We start from the raw sequence: 23699 nt of genomic DNA on the forward strand, positions 1-23699 counted from the left end.
TTACAGTCTCCAGTAAATATAATCATCTGTCAGATATTCTTTTCTGTCATAGATTCCCTTGATATCACTGAATACCTTCTTGTGATGTGCCGGATTAAAGAAGCTGCTGATCGTCTTCTTATCCAGGGAAAGGAACTGTTTATGGGCAACTGCCACGACCACAGCATCCATATTCTTCACATCATCCATGGTATTGAAGGTAATGCCATACAGACGCTTTGCCTCATCTGCATCTGCTGCAGGATCTACGACAACAGGGGTAATTCCATACTCCTGCAGTTCTTTATAAATATCAATCACCTTGGTATTTCTCGTATCCGGACAGTTCTCCTTGAAGGTAAATCCAAGGATAGCCACCTTGGCTCCCTTAACCGGGATGTCTGCCTTAATCAGGTTCTTTACCAGTGATTCTGCCACATATTTACCCATATCATCATTGATCCGGCGTCCGGACAGGATGATCTGGGAATGGTATCCAAGCTCCTCAGCCTTATAGGTCAGATAGTAGGGATCTACGCCGATGCAGTGTCCACCTACAAGACCCGGCTGGAACTTCAGGAAGTTCCACTTGGTTCCTGCTGCTTCCAGTACAGACTTGGTATCAATTCCCATCTTATTAAAGATAATGGAAAGCTCATTCATGAAAGCGATATTGATATCTCTCTGGCTGTTCTCAATGACCTTTGCAGCCTCTGCTACCTTGATGGATTCCGCACGGTGTACGCCAGCTTCTACAACAAGCTCATATACCTTGGCAACAGTATCCAGTGTTTCTTCATCCATACCGGATACGATCTTGGTGATGGTCTCCAGCCTGTGTACCTTGTCACCGGGATTGATACGCTCCGGTGAATAACCGATTTTGAAATCTACGCCGCACTTAAGGCCGGATTCCTTCTCAAGGATCGGCACGCAGATATCCTCGGTAACACCAGGATATACCGTAGATTCAAATACTACTACAGAGCCCTTCTGCAGATTCTGTCCAAGGATCCTGCTGGCTCCTTCTACCGGTGTCAGATCCGGTGTATGATCGGGGTTGACCGGTGTGGGAACGGCTACAATATGGAACTTTGCTTCCTTCAGTTTGGAAGGATCTGCCGTAAATTCCACGGTTGTGTTTTTGATCACCTCACCGCCCACTTCGTTGGTAGGATCCACGCCCGCCTTGTATAATTCGATCTTCTTTTCATTCAGGTCAAAGCCTACTACCTTGATCTTTCTGGCAAAAGCCACGGCAATGGGCATTCCCACATAGCCAAGTCCAACAAGGGAAAGCTTTTCTTCCCCACTTAACAGCTTTTCATATAAATCCATTTATTTCACCCTTACCCTTTCAAGTTCTTTTTCATAAGCAGCAAGCACAAGCTGTCTGTCAAAATGTGCCGCCACAAAATTTCTTGCCTCTTTTCCCATTTCTTTTCTCTCAGCTTCTGTCAGGGAAAGTATCTTTTCAACTGCTTTCACCAGAGCATCTGTATCTTCTTTATCAAATGAGAATCCGGTTTTTCCCTCTATAAATGTTTCCTTACATCCATTCACATTTGTTGCAAGGACAGGCCTTCCACAGGCTGCCGCCTCGAGCAGTACATTGGAAAGGCCCTCATGGTATGAGGGATGTATGATCACATGGCTTTCCGACATCACCTTTTCCACATAATCAATATGTCCAAGGTAGGTTATGATCCCGCTTTCGCAAAGCTTATGTATCAGCGGTTCATACTGATCTCTTGTCTCTTCCTCATATTCCCCTGCAAGAACAAACTGCACGCTCTTCTCTGGCAGCCTTGTTCTTATTTTTTCTGCTGCATTCAGAAATTCCATGATCCCTTTATCCTTCATGATCCTGATAACGGCAAGAAAACAGATCCCATTTTCTTCTGATGGATATTCCCGGAACGGATGCTCCGCAAGATTAACACCTGATCCCGGCAACAGCGCAGAATTATCCTTGGCTACACCATGTCCCTGCATGAAGATCCGGTTCCTTTCATTCTGAAAAAAGACCCTTTGCGCTTTCCCTGCTGCCCATCTGTATAAAATAAGGAGCACCCTGCTTAACAGACCTTTATTTTCAATGGCTGTCCCAAGTCCGGTGATATTCATCACATAAGGGATCTTGTAAAGCCTGCATGCCAGACCGCCATAAATATTGGGCTTGATCGTATAGGTCAGCACCAGATCCGGCTTTTCCTTCTTCAGAAGCCTCCTGTAGGAAAGAAACAGCTTCAGATCATGGACAGGATTGCTGCCTCTGCGTTCCAGACGGACATACTCCATCCTGCATCCCAGCTTCCCGATCTTACGGCAGTTTTCATCCTGTGGGACCGCTACAGCTACTTCATGTCCCTCCTCAAGAAATTTCAGAAGCAGCTCTTTCCGGAACAGATATAACCCATTGGCATAATTGGTCAGAATCAGTATCTTCATAATAATGTATCTTCCAGCTCTTTCAGTGTCCTGATCACGACACTGTCATACATCATCATAACTACATTCTCCTCATAATCTCCAATATTTTCCTCATTAACAATACCCTTACTATTATTATCAATCAATCTCGGAAAGTCAACCCCTGCGCCATACGCATGCAGATAGGCACCCCCAAATCTCGGGTTGATCTCTGACAGATAATACTGACCATCCTGATAAAAGAGATCCATATCAAGCGGTCCGTTGAACTCCAGTACCTCTATCACCGTTTTTACAAACGCAAACAGCTTCTCATCCTTAAAGGAGATCGTCTTATTTGCTCCTCCGATCGTTGTGGAGATCTTCTTCTTCGAGAAAATCGCAACCGGCTTATGACTGATCGTATCCACATACACATCTGCATCCATATCCTCACCTGTCATCAGCTCCTGGATGATCAGCGATGGATCCTCTTCTGTCACTTCCTCCAGCATTTCCAGTGTTTCTATTTTTCTTGCTCCTACACTTCCGCTTCCTGTTCTTGGCTTCACGAAAACAGGAAGTGCGATTTCCCCATTGTCATAAGCTTCCTTAAACTCGCCAAATGTTCCATAGGTCATTACTGTTTTAATCTGTTTTTCCTGCAGATACCGGAACATCTGATACTTATCGAAGCATTTTTTTGCTGTGTCATAATATGGAGCAAGCACCATAACTCCAAGCGCCTCAAGCTCATCTCTGTGTTCTGCAAGGAGCATGATCTCCGGATCAATAAGTGTCGTGACTGCATCTATATTTTCCTTTTTACAGATAGTCAGTATTTCCGGTATATATCCAGGATCATTGATGAGCGGCACCTGATAACAGGCATCTGCGAAAGCAAATGCCGGGGCAAACGTGCTGTGATCTGTCGCCACGATCTTTAGCCCGTCACCCAGCGTTTTCCGGAAATCCTTCAATAATTCGCATCTTCTTCCCACACTGCAAAATAATAAATTCATCTCTGATCACTCCTTATTTTCCGGTTTTGTTCCGGTAAATGCTTCCATGGTCGCATCTGTTCCACTATTGACCCCCTGATGTCTGAAAACAACTGCAACCGATAAAAACAATATTTTCAGATCCAGCCAGAAGGACAGATGCTCTACATAATATACATCCTTTTCAAATTTATCTTCCCAGCTTATCGTATTCCTTCCATTTACCTGTGCCCAGCCGGTAAGTCCCGGTGTCACATCATGCCGGTGTCTCTGAAATTCATTATAAAGCGGAAGATATTTTACCAGTAACGGTCTTGGTCCAACCAGACTCATATCTCCCTTTAAAATATTAAAAAGTTCGGGGAGCTCATCCAGACTGGTTGCCCGGAGAGTTTTTCCAAAAGAAGTAAGTCTCACCTCATCCGGCAGCAGATTCCCATTTCCATCTCTCGCATCCGTCATGGTACGAAACTTATATAATTTGAAAATCTTTTCATTTTTTCCAGGTCTGTCCTGTTTAAACAATACAGGTGTTCCAAGCTTACTGCGGACAAGAACCCACAATACCAGATATACAGGGGAAAGCAGAACAATACCAGTCCCGGACAGCAAAACATCAAGTATACGTTTTATATAATTACGGTACAGTCTGTTCATCATTTTCCGAAGCATCCTCTGACGATCCGGATGATACGATCCATATCTTCATCCGTGTTCTTGATATCACTTGGCAGACAGAAGCCTCTGTCAAAGATATCCGCAGCTACGCTGCAGCCATCCTTTTCGGTGACATAATCATATTCTGCAAAGACCGGCTGTAAATGCATGGGCTTCCAGATCGGCCTTGATTCAATATTCTCTGCTGCCAGCGCATCCATGATCTGATCCGGTGTTACACTGCATCCCTTTTCAATGGTCACACAGGAAAGCCAGCAGTTGGCATCTCCCTTTTCATTCATGGGGTTCATGGTAAGCTCCGGAATATCCGCAAAGGCTTCCTTATAAGCCGCATAGATCTTCTTTTTCAGTGCCTTATGCTCTTCCAGATGCAGGAGCTGGCCTCTGCCGATCCCTGCAGTGATATTGCTCATGCGATAATTGTATCCGATCTGGGAATGCTGATAGTATCTGGCAGGATCTCTTGCCTGGGTGGCCAGGAAGGTAGCCTTCTTCGTGATCGCTTCCTCATCTGATACCAGCATGCCGCCGCCGGATGTGGTGATGATCTTATTGCCGTTAAAGGAATAAATACCGATCTTTCCGAAGGTTCCGGTCTGCTTTCCTTCATAGGTACTGCTTAAGGACTCTGCCGCATCTTCTACAAGAGGTACCTGATAGCGGTTACAGATCTCCATGATCTCGGAAAGCTTTGCCGGTGTACCATAAAGATGTACCACGATCACAGCCTTGGGCCTTCCATAGGTCTTAAAGGCCTTTTCCAGTGCTGCCGGTGACATATTCCAGGTATCCTCTTCACTGTCGATAAAGATGGGTGCTGCCTTTTCATAAACGATAGGGTTACAGGTTGCACTGAAGGTCAGTGTTGGTGCAAACACAAAATCTCCCTCACCAACCCCAAGGATACGGAGCGCCAGATGAATGGCTGCTGTCCCTGCACTCAGGGCAGAGGCATGGGCTGCTCCGGTATAAGCCTCCATCTCTTTTTCAAAGGCATTTACATTGGGGCCAAGGGGCGCTACCCAGTTGGTATCGAAGGCCTCCTGAATAAATTTCTGTTCTTCTCCATGCATGGTAGGACTGGATAAATAGATCTTCTTGTTCTCCATCAGTTTCCGCTTCCTTTCTTTGCATCTTCCTTTTTAAAATGATAGGTCGGTACGATCTGCTGTACCATTTCCCTGATATCCTGGTCTTCACTGACAGAAGCATCCTTCAAATGCTTAAGCTGTACAAAGAACTCCTCTTCGTTGATTTCAATAGGCTTACCAATATGGATCAGCTTATTGGAGGTCTCCTTCATGCCCTCTTCTGCCATCAGAAGCTCTTCATAGAGCTTCTCTCCTGGACGAAGTCCTGTAAATTCAATCTTGATATCCTCATCCACACGGTATCCGGAGAGCCGGATCAGGTTCTTTGCCAGATCCAGGATCTTCACCGGCTTTCCCATATCAAGAACAAAGATCTCACCGCCCTTTGCAAAGGCTCCTGCCTGCAGTACCAGGGAAACTGCTTCCGGGATCGTCATAAAGTAGCGGATGATATTGGGGTCTGTTACCGTAACAGGTCCTCCTGCCGCAATCTGCTTCTTAAACAGCGGAATCACACTGCCGTTGCTTCCAAGAACATTGCCGAAGCGAACCGCTACAAATTCCGTATCATAGTGCCGGTTAAAGGTCTGGATGATCATTTCACAGATTCTCTTGCTGGCTCCCATGATATTCGTGGGATTGACCGCCTTGTCTGTAGAGATCATGACAAATCTCCTGACACCGTTCATGGCTGCCGCCTGTGCTGTTTTAAAGGTGCCAAATACGTTATTCTTAATGGCCTCGTTGGGGCTTGTCTCCATCAGAGGCACGTGCTTATGTGCTGCTGCATGATATACGATCTCCGGCTTATAATGCTCAAAGATCCAGTTCATCCGGTTGGTATTGCGCACGGAGGCAATGAGCACCACCAGGTTTAAATCCGGGTAGGTACCAAGAAGCTCCTGCTGGATATCATAGGCACTGTTCTCGTAAATATCCACGATGATCAGCATGGAAGGATTATGGCTTGCGATCTGTCTGCAGATCTCACTGCCGATCGAGCCGCCGCCCCCGGTAACAAGGATCCTCTTTCCCTGAACATATCCAAGGATCGAGTTCAGATCTACCTCAATGGGATCTCTTCCAAGCAGATCCTCTACCTCTACGTCCCGCAGCTTGCTGACACTGACTTCTCCGTTTACAAGCTGGTACATGCCGGGCAGAGAACGGAGCTTACAGTTTGTCTCCTTACAGATATCCAGGATTTCAGAGAGCTCTTTCCTGGAAATAGAGGGCATAGCCACGATGATCTCATCAATATTATAAATATCGGCACACTCCATGATTCTGTCCCGGCCGCCGACGACCTTGATACCCTGGATAAACCGTCCCCATTTTCCCTTGTCATCATCAATGATACAACGGATGACCATGGTGGAAAAGTTGCTGTTTACAATTTCCTTAATAATGGCATTTCCGGCTTCTCCGGCACCGATCACCATAACGGCAATGCTGTTGTTCTTATTCTGCTGCTTATGCTTCAGGCTTCGTAAAAACCGATAGGAAAACCGGCTGACAAAGATGAAGCTGATAAGCAGGAACATATACAGGAAATAATAGCTGGAAGGAACCGCCTGCTCTCCCTTTATCCTGAAGAACTGGATGCCGATGCTGTAACAGATCGTAGAAAGCATGCTGGCGATCACCAGGTTCTGGAGCTCTGTTTCTCCGGCAAATACCCACATGCTGGAGTACATCCGGAACAGATACAGGATCAGAATCGTGATCAGTACATTCAGTGGCAGGAACCGGTTGACCGGTGCCAGGAAATGTCCCGGGATCTCTGTCAGTTCAAAATTATAACGGATCAGGATCGCCAGATAGCTGCAGGCAATGACACTGATAATATCGTAGATCAGCAGAAAGGTTCTTCTATATAATTTTTTGACGTTAAAAACTTTTTTATCCTTTTTCATATCCTTTTCACGATAAACCTTCACTTCCGGTTATTTGGCAGCCTGCTTTTCCATGAAGAAAAGGGGCGTGATGACCAGCATCAGCAGATATCCACAGGGATTGGACAGATGATAGATCCACTCCACAATACCCGCTACTGCTACTGCCACTGTGATCACTGCAGGCAGCGCCGCATAGGTGATCGTTTTCTTCTGCTTTCCATAGTAAATCAGGGAAACCACAAGGGTTGCTGCCCCGACCAGGGCAAACACGATACCCACAGGGATACCATGATCATAGGCTACCTGCAGATAAATATCATGGGCATGGGTCGCGATCTCGCCATCCTCAAGCACGGCTCCCATTTCCTCATGTCCTGTCATATTGAGCTGCTCTATATAGGAACGGTAGATATCAACTCTGCCGTTGGTATAATCATTATCCTCCGGAATATCCACCGGATTTCCATTTTCATCCAGCTCACCTGCACTGGCAAGCAGAAGCTCACTGCCCTTTGCCGGGTAAAGATCATCTACAGACGGCACATAATTAAGCGATGCCACCTGCTTCTGATGGGTTCTCTGATATTCTTTGATCTCCCCGTATATGTCAAAGGTTCCCTCCGGGATACCGAAGATCTTTTCGCAGAAAACATCAATAAAACGGCCCACTCTCATGAAATTCTTGGAATCCGCATGACGTCCTCTCATCACATCCTCCGGACAATACATGGAATACTCGATCTCATACAGATAGGGTTCACTGACAAGCGCCGGGATATTCCTCTGCAGGGTAAAGGTCACAGGCAGAAGAACGATCACGGAAAGGACTAACAGTCCAAGGTTCTTTCCTATATTGAGAAGTCTTGCTTTTCCCTTTCCTGCTGCAATCAGGATCAGGGCAAAGAGCACCGTGGCTCCCACTGCAAAGTAGGCAGTCCTTGCCATAGTAAATATCATATAGGAAGAAACTACCCCGAAGAAGCTAAGCTCCTTCCAGATATCTCTCAGCTTTCTCGTTTTGGTCAGCTTAGTAAGAAGCAGTACTGCTGCCACGCACTCGATCATGGTCAGATATGTCGCCGTGATGGTGACCGTATGGAAAATATGGGTATATCTCGCATTCCGGAAGGTCACATAGGGTCTGTGGAGCAGGCAGTAGCCTGTCGCCAGCACAAACTGCAGGACAGCGCCACGCAGTACATTGGTCAGGAAACGTTCCTTATGCTCCCACATCCCATAATTCAGATACAGCAGCGTAAAGGCAGCCGCCATGGTAACTGTCCACCATCTGCCATTCCTGAAAATAATGATCAGGGCAAAGAAAACAAGAAGCAGGGCACTGTACCATACATTTGGCTTTGCCAGCTTCTTCTGGCAGAGTGCGATCACCGTCCGGATCACGATAAAGCCAAGCAGAATGGCGATCCATACCGTATATTTCAATACCTGTCTGTTCAGGTCATCCATATCCTCTGTCAGATGTGCCTGATAGTAGGAACGACCTGCAATTCCTGCTGCCACCAGATAGATCAGGTTATATACCCGGAAAATATCCTTCAGCCCGAACATGGCGATCACAGAAAGGGCAAACCAGATCATTTCCTTCCGCTCTGCCACAGCATGGTGGATATCATAAAGACCGCTCATATATTCACAGCAGGCTGCCAGTGCCCCTGCAATACAGATGGACTGGAACAGATCTCCCGCACGACTCTTCAGATAATCTGCCGTGATCACAGGATTCTGTCCCTCTCTGCTGTGGTTGATCCCATAGAACAGGATCACTGAAAGGAAAAGAATACTGATCACAAATACTGTATTATCCAGTGCATAGTGACTAAAGGTACCCCGGAACGTTGCAATTAATGCTGCAAGGGTTCCTGCTGCGACCAAAGGGTTCATCACCGTCTTAAAGGCCTTTTCCACAGTGATCAGCTTATCTTCCCGGTTCCGGTAGATTACCTTTACCAGGAGCAGAAGAAGTGCTGCCACTATAATGATCGCTGCGCCGCAGACCAGCATACCCATCTTGCGGAGCGGCATGCCATAGTCATAATCTGCCACAAGGCTCATGCCATCCATGGATGCATCCTGATAATACAGTTCTCCAAGGAACGGCATATCTGTCATGGCTGCCGGAACCGACATGACCTGAATCTCTGACTGGTCTCCCTGTACAATGATATAGTAAAGTGCATTGACTTCCATATCTACATCGATCTCCACCTCCTGATAGCCGGGAAGTGCAGCCTCGTCAATATCCACCTTTTCCTCGCAGACCTGCTGCCAGTCCTTGTCAAGGATCCTGACATAGAAATCACTGCCCTGTACATCTGCTCCCAGATAAAGGTGCAGGGTGTTCATATGGTCATACTGAGCGGCAATGGTCTGCATGACCATGCTCTCCTCATTCACTGTATATGCCTGCATCTCTTCTGCAGGGGATCCTACGGAGGTTGTAACGGTTTCTTTAAAAATGCGGAGCGGCCATATGGAGAGCAGCAGAATCGCTGTGATGATCACGATCACTGCCTGTATAGCTCTGCTCTGGTATATTGTCTTGTTCATCTGTCCTCTTATCTGCAGCCGGAGGCTGCCTTAAAATCATGGGTAGTATAACACAGATACCCCTATTTATCAAACCTGCCGGAAATTCCGGCATCGTCCTTTTCTCATTTTTCTGCTGCTTTTCTTTCTGATTTTCTGCACAGCTCCCACAAAAGCACCGGCAGAAGCACCCACAGAAAGACCACATACCTGACAAGGTACGTGGGACCAAGCAGTACAGTCAGGAAAAGCAGTCCCGGAAACAGGAATGGCCACAGCTTCCTGTCCTGTCCTGTATACCAGAAAAAGCAAAGGACAAAGGTCCACAGAAAAAACATTGCTCCCGGTGACAGAACCAGCGATAAAAGCGGAATCTCCTGTGCCCTTTCATCAAGGGAAAGGAAACGGTAAGCCCTGTCGACCAGCGGGATCAGGCTCTTTCTCTCTCCCGGCTCCTCTACCTCATAGCCAAAATAGGAGCTTCCTTCATAAGTAAACGTAAACACGGTATTTCCTGTATACACATCAATGACTGCCCCGGGATACCAGAATCCATAGGAGGTCATAAACCAGGCATTGAGATACCCGAAGGGATGCTCCCTGAAAAGATCAGACCAGAGCCTTCTGTACTTTCCCTTATCAGCTTCATAAGCTTCATTATCAAAGTCCACCTTGACCGGATCAGAAACCTTGGGATTGTAGCGCTTCAATGCCTCCTCCGGCAGGATCTCAAACAGCGTCTCCTTCTGCTGCTCTGTCAGGGTGTCACCTTCCATACTGTACACTCTGGCAAGCTGCTGGATCGGAACTGTCAGGATCTCCTGATTTTCACTGTCATCAGCATGCAGTACAAGGGCAAAGCCTTTGTTGACCACAAGGAATGCAAGCATGGCGCCTGCACATAACAGCAGCATTTTCTTTCTGTAGGGCTTCCATTCTGCCTTGAGAAAAAGCAGAGCCAGGAACACCACGAATACAAAAAAGGCATAAAAGCCGTTGTTCCTAAGGAGCATCATCAGGCAGCTGGAAAGAAACAGGCATGCGCAGTGCCCCTTCTTCTGAAAAAACTCTGCCGGATCCCGGAAGAATGCACACAGCATCAATACCATCAAAAGCACCATGCCGGTAAATAATCCATCCTTGGCCGAGCAGAGGGAAAACATGACGATCGTAGGAAACCCTCCAAAATAAGCCAGTAAGAGAATACCTCCCCTTCTTCCCATGCCTTCTTCCTTAAGCTTCCGGATCCCGTATCCGAAGATCAGGGACAGCGCTGCCATCTGCAGCAGTGTGTAGCAGGCAATTCCTGCATTATATGAGCCTGTCAGCTTATGGATGAGCTGTACTGTACCTCCCATCAGAAGTACGTGAAACAGCGGATGATGGGTGGAGAAGCTCCGGGTAATGACCTGCATCAGTTCATCCTGTGCATCATATACGAAAAATCCCGGGTATACACCAAGGAATACGATCAGATAGCAGAGGAAAATTATGCCTGCATATAAAAATGTCATGCGGCCTGCCGGAACCTGTCTGATCTGCTGTCCTGTCTCATGCTCTAGACCTTTTGGCAGCAATCTCTTCTGAAGCTGCTTCATAATTACTGTCAGAGCCGCCGAAAGCAGAATACCAAGGATCAGGATCGTAAGCCATAGCCTGCCATCCCTGTAGGCTATGCTGCCTTCTTTTTCAAGGCTGTGTCCAAAGACAAGACAGACCGCATACATAAATCCCGATATAACTGGAATTATTTTCTTTTTCAGATCCACATTCATTCCTCTGTGTCTTCCTTTGTTAGATCCGCCTGTTCCCAGGCTTCTTTTCCTACGACCTCACGGATCACAAACTGTGGGGAGCTGTTCATGGAAATATAGACCCGTCCCATATATTCGCCAACAAGCCCGAGCATCAGCATGAGCATACCGCCCATAAATACGATCACCGACATCAGTGCACTGAAGCCGGTCACCAGTCCCGGGGGCTGGATAAATATCTTCTTGATGATCGTGTAGATACCATACAGGAATCCGCAGACTGCACAGACTACTCCGGCTGCTGTGGCGATCCTGAGAGGCTTTACACTAAATGCCGTAAAGCCGTTAAACCAGAGTGCCATCAGCTTTTTCATCGTATAACCGGATTCTCCTGCCTGTCTGTCTCTGTGGTTCACATCCACATTTACGATATTTTTTGTTGTGCGGAGCACAAGTCCGATCACATACGGATAGGAATTTTCATAATGCATCATTTCCTCCACAACAAACCTCCTTGCTGCGAAGTAGCTGGATACATACAGATCCTTTGGCTTTCCAAGCATGACTCTCGTCATAACCTCATTAACCCTGCTGCCAAAATTCCGGAATCCGGAGTGATGCTTGTGTGCGTATCTGGCATAGGCTACATCTGCACCATCCTCGATCGCACGGATCAGCCTGTCAGCCTCACAGGCTGGTGTCTGTCCGTCATCATCCAGGCAGATTACGATATCCCCGCTGACATGGTGGAACCCTGCCATCAGGGCCGCATGCTGCCCAAAATTCTTTGCCAGGCTGATCCCGGTAATTCTCTTATTTTCCCTGCATAGCTGTCTGATCGTTTCAAAGGTATCGTCCGGGGAACAGTCATTGATCAGTACGATCTCATGTCTGTAGTCCGGAAGCTTCTGCATCGTCTCCTCGATCTCTGCCACAACTCCCGGCAGCGTTTTCGACGAACGGTAGCAGGGAATCACAAAACTGATTTTTTTCATGCCCTATGCCTTTCTTCATTCAGATTTTATCTCATTCAGGATGCCCATAAAGATCACATCCTGATATCCTCCCGGAAGAAGGACGTCATCCCTGAAATATCCTTCCTGTACAAAGCCGGCATGCTCATAGCTTTTCTTAGCCCGTTCATTCCCTGCCAGCACCCGCAGATACAGCTTGTGAAGCTGAAGCTCCTCAAATGCGTAACGGATCATCAGCTCTGCTGTCTCTGAACCATATCCCTTTGACAGGGCTTCCTCTTCTCCGATAAAAATGCCATACTCTGCCTTATTGTGGGTTCTGTCAATATCCCGGAGATACACACTGCCAACCGGCTTTTCTTCCTGGGTACAGATGATAAACTGCACGGCTCTGCCGGTGTTTACCATAGTCTCTGCCCAGTGCTTATGCCCCTCTGCTGTAAAAGGCTTCTGATAAATGAAATTTTCCCTTACAAATGCTTCATTCCGCCATCTGACGATATTTTCTGTATCTTTCTCTGTCATCGGACGAAGCAGGATCTTTTTTCCTCTGATCCACGCTGTCATGATACTGCCTTTCCTTCTGCCGTTTCCTGCAGGCTGTAGATCTCAAAGCCCGCAAAAGCCTTTTCCCGTATCAGCGTAATTTCCCTTCCATGATCCCTGTAATACCGGATCAGCCACTTAGTATCAGCGCCCTTTTCCTGCACATAATATACATTATCCTGTGTCAGCAGCGCCTCTTCCATATTGCTGATCCCAAAGGCCGCCAGCTTCTTTCTCTGAAGCGGGCTCTTGCAGGCCCAGCCGCCCATAATATCATAGTTGGCAAGGGAATTATCTACATCCACAAACATTTTTTCCGTATATCCCACAGAGGAATATACATCTATAAAATAGAAATCATCTGATTGCTGCCGCAAATACTGATATAACTCCTGATAAGGGAGATTTCTCTCTGCCTTGGCCTGTGTATCAAGATCCAGGCTCCTTATGGTAAAAGGAAGTGCCATCACGCTGTAAAGAAGCACTGCTGCCAGACAGATCATGCCTGTCACACTGCCCGTTTTCCAGCTTCTGTCATCTGCAGCCATCCTTATCCACAGGATCAGTCCAAGGGCAGACAGAATGCACAGCTCCATAAAGTACATGGAATGACTGATCCGCACCGGTACTCGGTCACGCATGATCAGCCAGAGCCAGAGGGTCATCCGCACAGCAAAAAGAAATCCGAGCCGGAGGGCTGCAGAGCTGATCCGTGCCGGCATCTTTTTCTCCCCATCCATCAGAGACAGTACAAGCACTGCCACATAGGCGAGTATCACCATATAATTCCAGGGATAGTCACTTTCATTATGGGATGGTCCATAGCACATCCTGCGGTAATCACTTTTCAGGCTGTCCATAAGGTTCTGCAGGAAGGGGCGCTCCGCCTGCCGTATGGATGCTGCATAATCTGCCACCTTCAGGACAAGGTCTTCGTCAATTTCCTCATCCAGTCCGAAATTATAATTGGCAAGCAGCTCCCGTTCCATTTCCGTCAGTCCTATGGACTCATAAAATTCCTTATTTGCCTCATATTCCGGTAGGATCTGGAAATCATAAAGCTCTGTCCTGTTATCAAAAAACTCATTAAACTTCTGCCATTCACTGCTGCCATAGGCAATTTTATGGGTGCCCTGTCCGATCCCGACAGAAAGCAGGATCAGTCCGATCACAGACAGATATTTGATCATATGCTCTCCAGTGAAGATTTTCTTCTCCATGGACCACTTGATCACTCCTGCTGCACAGATCAGCGGCAAGAGGAGCAGAAGCATCTCTGACCGGATCAGATAGGCCAGGAATACAAGCAGTACTGTTCCGATGTTCCTCCTGATAAAGGCTCCTGCCGGCAGGGTGATATCTGTTGTCAGGAACAGAAAGGCTGCTGCTGCCGCCAGCATACTGCAGGTAACGGTGTACTGGGCGCATACCAGATGCGGCATCAGGAACGAAAGGGCAAAGAAAAGCTCTGTCAGAAACAGAAATCCTTTCAGAAGCCGGATCTTTTTTCCAAAGGCTTCCAGCTGCTCTGTCAGAAGAAGGCTTCTGTGCACGATCAGTCCGATACTCAGGAAATGACAGAAGCATAGAAACATCCCATACCAGGGGAGTACCCGTACCACACGGTAAAACACACTGATCAGTGCGCTGATCAGCCAGAGCATCTGGATATTATGTCCCTCAGGATCTCCTGTATAAACACCTGCCAGAATGTCCTTCATCAGCACATCATCATTCAGGTCAAAATAATAATCATAACGGATGGCACTTACAAGCAGCAGGATCCCCAGAAAGAGCAGTGTCAGTATACAGTTTTCCTTCTTTTTCAAAAAGCTTTTACATGCCATAGAATTCTTTTACTTTTCCCGCGATATAATCTACCTCTGCTTCCTTCAGCTGATAGAACATGGGCAGTCTGAGCAGTCTTTCGCTCTCTTTTGTCGTATATCTGTCCTCTCCATGGAACCGCCCGAATTTCTGTCCGGCCGGTGCGGAATGAAGCGGAATATAATGAAATACAGTAAGCACATCATTTTTCTTCATAAAGTCAATGAGGGCTGACCTTTCTTCCAGATCCTTTGTCTTAATATAAAACATGTGGCCATTGTGGACACAGTGCTCCGGTACAAATGGCAGCTCGATCCTTCCGGCCTCTGCAAGGGGAGTCAGCAGACGATAATACTGGTTCCACCTGTCAAGACGCACCTGATTGATCTCCTGTGCCATCTCAAACTGGGTATAAAGATAAGCGGCGTTCATATCGCTTGGCAGATAGGAGGAGCCAAAGCTCTGCCATCTGTATTTATCTACCTGACCGCGGAAAAACTTGCTTCTGTCTGTTCCCTTTTCCCGCAGGATCTCCGCCTTTTCAATGTATGCTTCATCACGGATCAGAAGGGCACCACCCTCTCCCATGCTGTAATTCTTGGTCTCATGGAAGCTCAGTGCCCCAAACTCACCAAAGGTTCCGAGGGGCTTTCCCTTGTAGGTACTCATGATCCCCTGTGCATCATCCTCCACTACCATCAGATGATGTCTGTCTGCGATGTCCATAATGGTATCCATTTCACAGCCGACTCCGGCATAATGTACCGGTGCAATGACCTTTGTCTTTTCCGTGATTGCATCCTCGATCAGTGTTTCATCAATATTCATGGTATCCGGACGGATATCCACAAATACGATCTTCGCTCCGCGAAGAACAAAGGCATCTGCGGTAGACACAAAGGTATAGGACGGCATGATCACCTCGTCCCCTTCCTTGATATCGCAGAGCAGGGCTGCCATCTCCAGTGCATGAGTGCAGGAGGTGGTCAGAAGACACTTTTTCGTGCCTGTTGTCTCCTCCAGAAAGGTATTACACTTTTTGGTAAACTCGCCATCTCCGCAGATGTGCATGCTTTCCACTGCTTTTTTTACATTTTCTATTTCCTTCCCTGTATAGGGCGGCACATTAAACCGGATCATCCTTCTCCTCCTCGTTTGCTGTATGTCATCTTTTTACCAATAAACCAGAAAGCGTTCATTCTGAAACGCAAGCTGATAGCTGTATTCTTCCATAAAATCCCGGATAGCAGAAAGCTTATCTCCCTCCTGTGCATCTGCAGCCAATATGACCAGCGGTGTGGGCTTGTCTATATCGGTAAGAGCGATCTTCGTGCTGAGTGCATTCAGATCTGACTTCAGATCCTCATAGCTGCTGGTGTCAAGATCCGGCCAGCTTGTCCGGGTAGCACAGGGTCTGTCCAGATAATAGGAAAGCCCGGGAATATTCCCATAAAGAATCAGCTCCTTTCCATCCAGCTCTTCATGGGACTGCAGATAAGCAAATAAGCTTTCAAGGCTCTCTGCGTTTGCCTGACTGGTATACATACCTGCAAGAACCGGGCTGTTCTCTACCTTCGCCGTCCTTCTGGTACCATCTTCTCCATCCAGGAACACATATCCAAAAAGCAGACCGATGCTCTGTACAAAGAACATAAGTACAAGAGCTGCCAGCATCGCCTTTGCTGGGAAAAAGGGAACCCGTCCCGTGCTGTCCACAGCCGATCTTCCCCATCTTACAAACCGGTATACCATCCAGAAAGTTACCGGAGCCACAAAGAAAAGATTATTTAATGCCGGCCATACATAATTATTGCTTCCAAGCGGTGTGATCAGGATCATAATAAGTGCAATGCTGCCGATCAGCATCCATTCATCATCGATCATACGGGTAAACAGCATCCAGACCGTCACCCCAAGGGAGATCAGCAGGAATACAACGCCCCACTGCAGTCCGGATTCCTTCTGGTAATACCGGAAATTGAACATCCCCCATTTATACAGCACAAAGAACAGGAACACGATACAGGCGCAATAAATGATCTTCCGGAGTGTCTGTCCTTTATCCTTCCACAGGATCAGGAACGGGATCCCGGGCAAAATACAGAGTGCCGGGTAAACCATCCAGCGGATGCCTCTTCCATAGGCTGACAGGATCGACAGCAGCATTTCGGAAAACGTATAATCTGATGCACTCACTGACATGCCAAACAGTCCGCCGATCATTTCTCCATAAGCGCCAAATCCATACAGCAGGCTGATGATCAGGAACATCACTGCCTGTGCAGCCAGAAAGCCGCCGATACAGAACCCGGTTTCTTTTGCTATCTGTTCAAAGTTCTTTTTCTTTCTCGCCCCGTAATACCAGACACAGAGGATCAGTGCCGCTTCCAGGATATTGGGCACCCGAACAGATACATTAAGTCCAAGACTGATCCCCGAAAGGAACAGGCATATCGGCCTGTTGCCTGCAAGTCCACGGAACAGCAGTACGCCGCAGATCAGAAAGAAAAGATACGTCATATAATTATACAGGATCACAGAGGGACACCAGCAGAAGCCGATCGCCGCCACTTCCCCAAGGAATGCGACCCACATGGGCATCTTCGTCTTGAAGAAACGGAAGGAAAACAGTGCCATGAAGCTGATCAGCAGGGAAGAATAAAGCTTCATGCCGATCATCGTTCCCCCGAAGGGAAGTCTAGTAAACAGATAGCCTGTCACGTTGGAAAGGAAAGTCGCGAGCACCCACACACCGTCTGCTCCTTCAAAGAAACGATAGTTTCCAAGGCTGTACGGGGTATCCGTGAGATCCACGCCCTGATTGATCTTAAGCAGAGGCAGGAGCAAAAGCAGCACGGCAAACAGAATTTCCAATGCTTTATTTCTCTGGCTGTATATGTTTTCACTGCGGTCTGTCATCTGGCTGCTCCCTTCCTTTCCCTTATATTTCTTATGCAGCTTCCTGCAAATATAAAAATCTTATCTCTCACAAAATCCAAAAAAACACCAATTCCATAGATCAGAAGTACACTGAAAATAAGCTTTAAAAGCCACAGGATAAGGCTGTTTTTCCCGTAAGGATCCATCACCCTGTCGATCAGCGGATACCATCTGTCCCGGATATCCGGATGTTCATGGAAAAGATATACTCCAAAGCTGTACCTGCCAAGGAAACGGATCACATCCGCTTTTTTCCCTTCTGCCACAGGTTTCCTTAAAAACACGTAAAACAGGCCCACTGCGCCTGTCAGACAAAATACAAAATTATAATGAAACGGAACAGACGCATAATAGGTAAGCACCCCTGTTCTGGCGGAAAACAGCTGAAGCACAAACTCCATAAAAAAGATCAGCAGTACACTTCCTCTGTAAAGCAGACCGCCTCTTTTCTCCCATACAGCCATGCCGTATTTCCGAAGGTAAACACCAAGCAGATACACAAACACAAACCACAGGGCATCATAGCCAAAACGGTCTGCCGGAAGCCGTACCGGACAGATGCTCTTGATCAGACTGCTGATGATGAAAAAGAAGAGCATGATCATCTCAAAGGTCTTCTTTTCCATATGCTTCACTGCCAGATTGCAGAGCGGCATCAGAAGAAGCAGAAAAAGATAATAGGTGGCAAACCAGTAAGTCTCGGATTCAATGGGAAGAAAATACTGTACCAGTCCATAAATTCCCTGTTCGCCTGCCTTTGTCGGTACTGAAAAAACAGTAAGCACAAACGGGATCAGCAGGCTGTAAAACCAGATCCGAAGCAGAAAGGCAGCTGCTTTCTGAGGCCTTGGCTCTCTATCTGCCCCAAGATAGCCGCTGATCAGCACATAAACATCCACCGCTACGATGCACAGTGATTCCAGAAGCAGTGCCAGTATATTCTGGCCGGTCAGATAACCCGCTGCCTCATTTCCTGCTTCCGGCAGACTTCCCGATTTTGTCATAAAATGCAGGACAACCACCATCGCCATGGCGATCACACGCAGATATTCAATGTTTGCAAGCCGCTTCTTTTCTGCCACGCCGTTTCCTTTCCTATTGTCTCTCTATGGTGACCTGTCCCTTTTCTACCCTGTAAACCATATCGCATTTTTCAATGGTCTGCAGTCTGTGGGCAATAATGATCAGTGTTTTCTTTCCATGAAGCATATTGATGGATTCCATGATCGCTGCTTCTGTTTCATTGTCAAGTGCAGAGGTCGCCTCATCTAATACCAGTACCTCCGGATCCTCGAACAGAGCCCTTGCAATACCGATTCTCTGGCGCTGTCCTCCGGAAATACGGATTCCCCTTTCACCGATGCTGGTATCAAGACCATCCGGAAGCCCTCTTACAAACTCATCAAGCTGCGCTTCCTGCAGGGCACGCCACACCTTGGAATCATCAATATCCTCATCTGCCACACCAAAGGCCACATTCTTCCGGATCGTAGAATCAATCATAAAGATAGTCTGGGGAATATAACCGATATCCTTCAGGAAGGACTGGTAATGCTCCCTCACTTCCACGCCATCTGCCAGGATCTCACCGCTCTGGATCTGCAGAAGTCCAAGCAGAATATCCACGATCGTCGTCTTGCCGGCACCGGAGGTTCCCACGATACCAACACTCTTTCCAATCGGGATCTCCATATTCGCCCTGTCAAAGATCAGTGTCTCTGTATTTGGATATTTATACACAATATCCTTCAGCTGGATATTATGTCTGATCTCAAGCTTCTGTACCTCCACCTTTTTCTGGTAGGAGGCTGCGTTATAATCAATACTTTCATCCCGGATCTCTTCCTGCAGATTATCAGAAACTCCCATAAAGAACGGTTCGAAATAGGAAATCGAGGTGAGGTGATTGTTGATCCTGTTGGCACAGGGGATCAGACGCATGGCCACCAGTGCGAGCAGCGTAAGCTGTGGCAGAATGGCGGTAACCTGTACACCTGAAAGAAGCTGGATCATCATATAAAAGATCATGCCTGCCAGCGCTACGGTTTCGATCAGGAGTCTGGGGGTTGCATTGTACAGATTATAACGCTGTACTGCATTGACATAGCCTTCCCCGCACTTCGCATATTCGTTAATGAAATAATTCTCTTTATTGGCAATCTTGATCTCCTTGATTCCCATGACGGACTGGTCGATCCACTTATACAGTCCGCTGTAGTAGTCCTGGTTCTCTTCTCCCGCCTTACGCATGATAGGTTTCAATACCCATTTGATAATGGCAAGGACTACAACAAGAAGCAGCGCCACCGTAATACTCATCATCACATCAGAAACGAGACTGACTGCGATCAGGCAGACAAACACGATCCCCTCACTGACAAGCTGCAGCAGGGAAAGGATCAGTCCGTACATATTATTGACGTCAGAAGTAATGCTTCTCTGAATGACAGATGTGTCGGCATTCAGATAATATTCGTAAGGACGCTCCATGAAATTGATCATCATACGTCTTGAGGTTGCAAACTGATTGGTGTAGACAAACTTGAGCTGTACCTTCTGCTGGAAGAACAGAAAAACATTCTTGACCGCAAAAATAACAATAAGTCCCACCATGACAAGGATCATCAGCGTCCTTGTATCATCATAGGCAATATGGAAAAGATCACAGATTACCTGCAGATAGGCATGCTTCTGCACGGCATTTTCTTCCATGACAACACTCATGACCGGCAGGATCATGGAAACACCCAGGGTCTCCAGCACTGCCCCGATCAGCATCAGAAAAACAAGAAGCACCATTTTGTGCTTCTGCTTCTTATCCAGTAATACCATCAGTTTCCGAAAAATCTTTTTCATACTGCTCCTCTGTCAGAGCGTGCCATCTGCACTGCCCATTTCCGCATTCTTATGTCGATTGTACCATATCTGTATCTGTAAGGCAAACTGTCAGATCTGCTCGTTCTGCCGGTGGATCTCCGGTGCCTCATATTTGTCCATAAAATCCTCTCCAAGAAAGATCTTTTCCCCGGCAAACAGGATCGCATCCGGCACGGTAAATACTGTAACCACCCTGTCGAAGTAAAGGCCGTCCACAAAGTTCAGGATCTCCATTGGGAATTTTCCATCCAGTACGATATTTTCAGGAAACAGCTTTTCATAAGCAAGCACATCCCTTGGATGCGGCTTCATGATCACACAGCCTTCTTCCTCTCCGAACCATTTATAAGTATTGACAATATCCGTAAAAATCTGCTCTCTTGTAGTAAGATCACAGAGCGGCTCTGTCAGCACCAGTACCTTTTTCCGCTTCCTTCCTTCAGCAGAAAGATCCTTCACGAGGGCTTCCCGGTTTTCGATAAAGATCGAAGTCAGGATTTTTTTCTGTTCCCCGGTCAGGTGCTCTGTCAGTTCCTTCCGGTTCTTCTCGATATACTTTTTGCAGGGATAAGGGAGCACGGAAATATCATTGACCTCCATATCGATGCAATATTTGGAATATCCGTTCTGGATAAAGATCAGATTATGGGCTGCCATCCATGCCTTCAGTTCAAAATGTCCCCGGTTATCATATCGTGCCGTATCATAGTACCGGATGCAGTCAAGTCCATCCTCCAGGGCATGATAGGGAATTCTGTGCGTACTCAGATAATAACCTATGGGATCAGAGTCACAGAATACATAAATCTCCTGATAAGCCTTGAAATCCACCGGGATGTAAGGCTCCAGCAGCTTTCCGAATTTTCTGGTAAAGCGGATCCTCTGCAGCATGTTTAGAATAAGATTTCCTCTGTCCCTGTGCAGCGGCGCAAGCTCTTTAAAAAAGCTCTCCTCCTTTTCATCAAAAGGAAGAACCAGTTCAAACAGACCGCTTTCTGCTGCCCTCTCCTGCAGCGTACCAAAGTCATTGGACATACTGCTTAAAAGAAGGGTTGCTTCCCCTCTCTCTTCTGCAGGTCTGTCCAGCTCCTTCAGGCAGGCGATATAGGCATGATAAAATGTATGACAGACATAAATCCGCTGATGTGATCTCATGTTTTATTCCCTCCTGATCCACGTTTCATGATACCATAGATTTTTGTTTGAATGCAACGGAATATGGTGTATAATCAGCATATATACACTTTTCAGGAAGGATCGTATCCATATGCAGGGAAAATCACTGGCAATCATCACCGCAAGAGGCGGCAGTAAACGAATACCAAGGAAAAACATCAAAGAGTTCTGCGGCAGACCGATCCTCTGCTATTCTATCGAAGCAGCTCTCTCATCAGAGGCTTTTGATGAAGTCATGGTTTCTACCGATGATCCGGAGATCGCCGGGATCGCCATGAAGGCGGGGGCTTCTGTTCCCTTTTTCCGCTCTGCTGAAATGTCCGGTGACTATGCTTCCACTGATGAGGTGATCATGGAGGTGCTTAAAGAATACGAAAAAAACGGTCTTTTCTTTGACCGCTTCTGCTGCATTTATCCGACAGCTCCCTTCCTTACCGGAAGGCGGCTGAAATCTGCCATGGATCTCTTAAACGAAGCTGATTCCTGCATGCCGGTGGTGCCCTTTTCCTATCCGCCCCAGCGGGGGCTTCTGATCGCAGAAAACGGCTGCCTTGTCCGGCAGTTTCCGGAATATGCCACAGCCAGAAGCCAGGACCTTCCAAAGGTTTATCATGACTGCGGTCAGTTTTATGCCTGCCGGACAAAGCCCTTTATGGAGGCCGGCACCACAGATGTGGAAAACCTGATCCCCCTTATCCTCTCCGAAATGGAAGTACAGGATATCGACACCCCGGAGGACTGGGAGATCGCCGAAATCAAATACAGGAGACTTTTTTCAAATGACACTGACTGATATGCAGACCCCCTTTTATCGTATTAAAGAAGCCGATCTGCTTTATGATATTGATCTGTTACAGACTGCCCTTTCCGAAAACTGGGGCAGTAATACCATTATGAGTTATTCCGTAAAAACCAATGCCCTTCCCTGGCTTTTGCATTATCTGAAGGAAAAGGGCTTCTATGCAGAAGTTGTTTCCGAAATGGAATATGATCTGGTAAGACGTCTTGGTTTTCCCGGAAAGCATATGATCTACAATGGTCCTATCAAGGATAAAAAGACATGGGAAGCCGTACTGCTTGCCGGCGGTCTTGTCAACATGGACTCAACCTACGAGCTCGACTGGATCAAAGAGATCTCTTCCCTTTATCCGGACAGGCAGTTTTCTGTAGGTCTCCGTGTAAATTGTGACATTGCTGTCATGTGTCCTCAGGAGGAGCTGGCAGAGGAAGACGGCGGCCGCTTTGGCTACTGCTATGAAAACGGAGTTCTCGCTGATGCCATCAAAAGGCTTGACGTTCTCCCCAATGTCACGATCGCAGGACTTCATCTTCATTCTTCCACGAAATCAAGATCTGTAGAGGTATATGGTACGCTTGCTGCCATGGCCTGCAGACTGGCAAAGGAGTTTTCTCTTTCCCTTTCCTATGTGGATATGGGCGGCGGCTACTTTGGCGGAAGGGATGACAGACCCGGATATCCCCAGTACATGCAGGAAATCTGCCGGGTGCTTTCTTCCTGCTTTGACAGAGAAAAAACAACCCTGATCGTGGAGCCCGGTGTATCCCTGATCTCCCGTGCTACCACCTTTGAGACAGAAATACTGGATGTGAAGCAGATCCGCGGCATCACGTATCTTGTGACGGACGGCAGCCGGGTAAACTTAAATCCACAGGTAACACGACATGTATATCCTCACCATATCGTATATAAGCAGCGGATCTGCCGGGAAGCGCTTCCTGTGCAGTGGGTCTGCGGCTCTACCTGTATGGAATATGACCGTTTATTTGAGCTGACAGATGCACCGGCGCTTCTTCCGGGCGACCGGATCATTTATGATACTGCCGGCGGCTATACGATCTGTCTGACTCCACTGTTCATCCACTATTTTCCGGCTGTCTATATCGAAAAAACAGACGGGGAGATTTTTACCGCAAGGGAGCCATGGGGAAATGATGAATATCTCCAGAAATACCACTGGTAATACTTACTTTATTACAG

General features: G+C 47.2%; 18 protein-coding genes. 2 read left to right on the forward strand and 16 right to left on the reverse strand.

Features of this window, described 5'->3' with window-relative positions:
• The 16 genes from OCV77_RS01145 to OCV77_RS01220 form a co-directional block, all read right to left on the reverse strand.
• A complete protein-coding gene (locus tag OCV77_RS01145) occupies positions 1-1317 on the reverse strand; it encodes a nucleotide sugar dehydrogenase (protein ID WP_262572544.1) in 1317 nt (438 codons plus the stop codon).
• Positions 1318-2430 carry a glycosyltransferase family 4 protein gene (locus OCV77_RS01150; protein ID WP_262572546.1) on the reverse strand — a complete coding sequence of 371 codons (1113 nt, stop codon included), beginning with the start codon at positions 2428-2430 and terminating at the stop codon, positions 1318-1320.
• Complete coding sequence (locus OCV77_RS01155) at positions 2427-3413, reverse strand: ATP-grasp domain-containing protein (protein ID WP_262572548.1); 987 nt, start codon at positions 3411-3413, stop codon at positions 2427-2429. The genes OCV77_RS01150 and OCV77_RS01155 overlap by 4 nt, the downstream gene beginning before the upstream one ends.
• A gap of 6 nt (positions 3414-3419) precedes the next feature.
• The gene (locus OCV77_RS01160; protein ID WP_317246610.1) at positions 3420-4052 is read right to left on the reverse strand and encodes a sugar transferase; all 633 of its coding nucleotides are present in this window, start codon (positions 4050-4052) and stop codon (positions 3420-3422) included.
• Positions 4049-5179 carry a DegT/DnrJ/EryC1/StrS family aminotransferase gene (locus tag OCV77_RS01165; protein ID WP_262572551.1) on the reverse strand — a complete coding sequence of 377 codons (1131 nt, stop codon included), beginning with the start codon at positions 5177-5179 and terminating at the stop codon, positions 4049-4051. The genes OCV77_RS01160 and OCV77_RS01165 overlap by 4 nt, the downstream gene beginning before the upstream one ends.
• Positions 5179-7077 carry a polysaccharide biosynthesis protein gene (locus OCV77_RS01170; protein ID WP_262572553.1) on the reverse strand — a complete coding sequence of 633 codons (1899 nt, stop codon included), beginning with the start codon at positions 7075-7077 and terminating at the stop codon, positions 5179-5181. Before OCV77_RS01170 ends, OCV77_RS01165 begins: the two co-directional genes overlap by 1 nt.
• Before the next feature lie 30 nt (positions 7078-7107).
• A complete protein-coding gene (locus OCV77_RS01175; RefSeq protein WP_262572555.1) occupies positions 7108-9627 on the reverse strand; it encodes a hypothetical protein in 2520 nt (839 codons plus the stop codon).
• A gap of 104 nt (positions 9628-9731) precedes the next feature.
• Positions 9732-11381: a DUF6020 family protein gene (locus OCV77_RS01180; protein ID WP_262572556.1), complete on the reverse strand. Its 1650-nt coding sequence runs from the start codon at positions 11379-11381 to the stop codon at positions 9732-9734.
• The gene (locus tag OCV77_RS01185; protein ID WP_262572557.1) at positions 11378-12355 is read right to left on the reverse strand and encodes a glycosyltransferase family 2 protein; all 978 of its coding nucleotides are present in this window, start codon (positions 12353-12355) and stop codon (positions 11378-11380) included. Before OCV77_RS01185 ends, OCV77_RS01180 begins: the two co-directional genes overlap by 4 nt.
• A gap of 15 nt (positions 12356-12370) precedes the next feature.
• Positions 12371-12901, reverse strand: a complete 531-nt coding sequence (pseH, locus tag OCV77_RS01190; RefSeq protein ID WP_262572560.1) for a UDP-4-amino-4,6-dideoxy-N-acetyl-beta-L-altrosamine N-acetyltransferase — start codon at positions 12899-12901, stop codon at positions 12371-12373.
• The gene (locus OCV77_RS01195; RefSeq protein ID WP_262572562.1) at positions 12898-14727 is read right to left on the reverse strand and encodes a hypothetical protein; all 1830 of its coding nucleotides are present in this window, start codon (positions 14725-14727) and stop codon (positions 12898-12900) included. The genes pseH and OCV77_RS01195 overlap by 4 nt, the downstream gene beginning before the upstream one ends.
• A complete protein-coding gene (gene rffA, locus OCV77_RS01200) occupies positions 14717-15847 on the reverse strand; it encodes a dTDP-4-amino-4,6-dideoxygalactose transaminase (RefSeq protein ID WP_262572564.1) in 1131 nt (376 codons plus the stop codon). Before rffA ends, OCV77_RS01195 begins: the two co-directional genes overlap by 11 nt.
• A 33-nt stretch (positions 15848-15880) precedes the next feature.
• Positions 15881-17626, reverse strand: a complete 1746-nt coding sequence (locus OCV77_RS01205) for a hypothetical protein (RefSeq protein ID WP_262572566.1) — start codon at positions 17624-17626, stop codon at positions 15881-15883.
• A complete protein-coding gene (locus OCV77_RS01210) occupies positions 17623-18729 on the reverse strand; it encodes an acyltransferase (protein WP_262572568.1) in 1107 nt (368 codons plus the stop codon). The genes OCV77_RS01205 and OCV77_RS01210 overlap by 4 nt, the downstream gene beginning before the upstream one ends.
• Before the next feature lie 13 nt (positions 18730-18742).
• The gene (locus tag OCV77_RS01215; protein WP_262572570.1) at positions 18743-20503 is read right to left on the reverse strand and encodes an ABC transporter ATP-binding protein; all 1761 of its coding nucleotides are present in this window, start codon (positions 20501-20503) and stop codon (positions 18743-18745) included.
• Positions 20504-20593: 90 nt separating this feature from the next.
• Complete coding sequence (locus OCV77_RS01220; protein ID WP_262572571.1) at positions 20594-21679, reverse strand: glycosyltransferase family 52 protein; 1086 nt, start codon at positions 21677-21679, stop codon at positions 20594-20596.
• A gap of 112 nt (positions 21680-21791) precedes the next feature.
• On the opposite strand from OCV77_RS01220, the gene pseF reads away from it, so the two are divergent.
• Together pseF and OCV77_RS01230 are read left to right on the forward strand one after the other, a co-directional pair.
• Complete coding sequence (pseF, locus tag OCV77_RS01225) at positions 21792-22493, forward strand: pseudaminic acid cytidylyltransferase (protein WP_262572573.1); 702 nt, start codon at positions 21792-21794, stop codon at positions 22491-22493.
• Entirely contained in the window at positions 22480-23682 is a 1203-nt protein-coding gene (locus OCV77_RS01230) for a type III PLP-dependent enzyme domain-containing protein (RefSeq protein ID WP_262572575.1), read from the forward strand. Before pseF ends, OCV77_RS01230 begins: the two co-directional genes overlap by 14 nt.
• Positions 23683-23699 lie beyond the last annotated feature (17 nt).

This window comes from Suilimivivens aceti, from assembly GCF_025567405.1.
Classification (GTDB): Bacteria; Bacillota; Clostridia; order Lachnospirales; family Lachnospiraceae; genus Suilimivivens; species Suilimivivens aceti.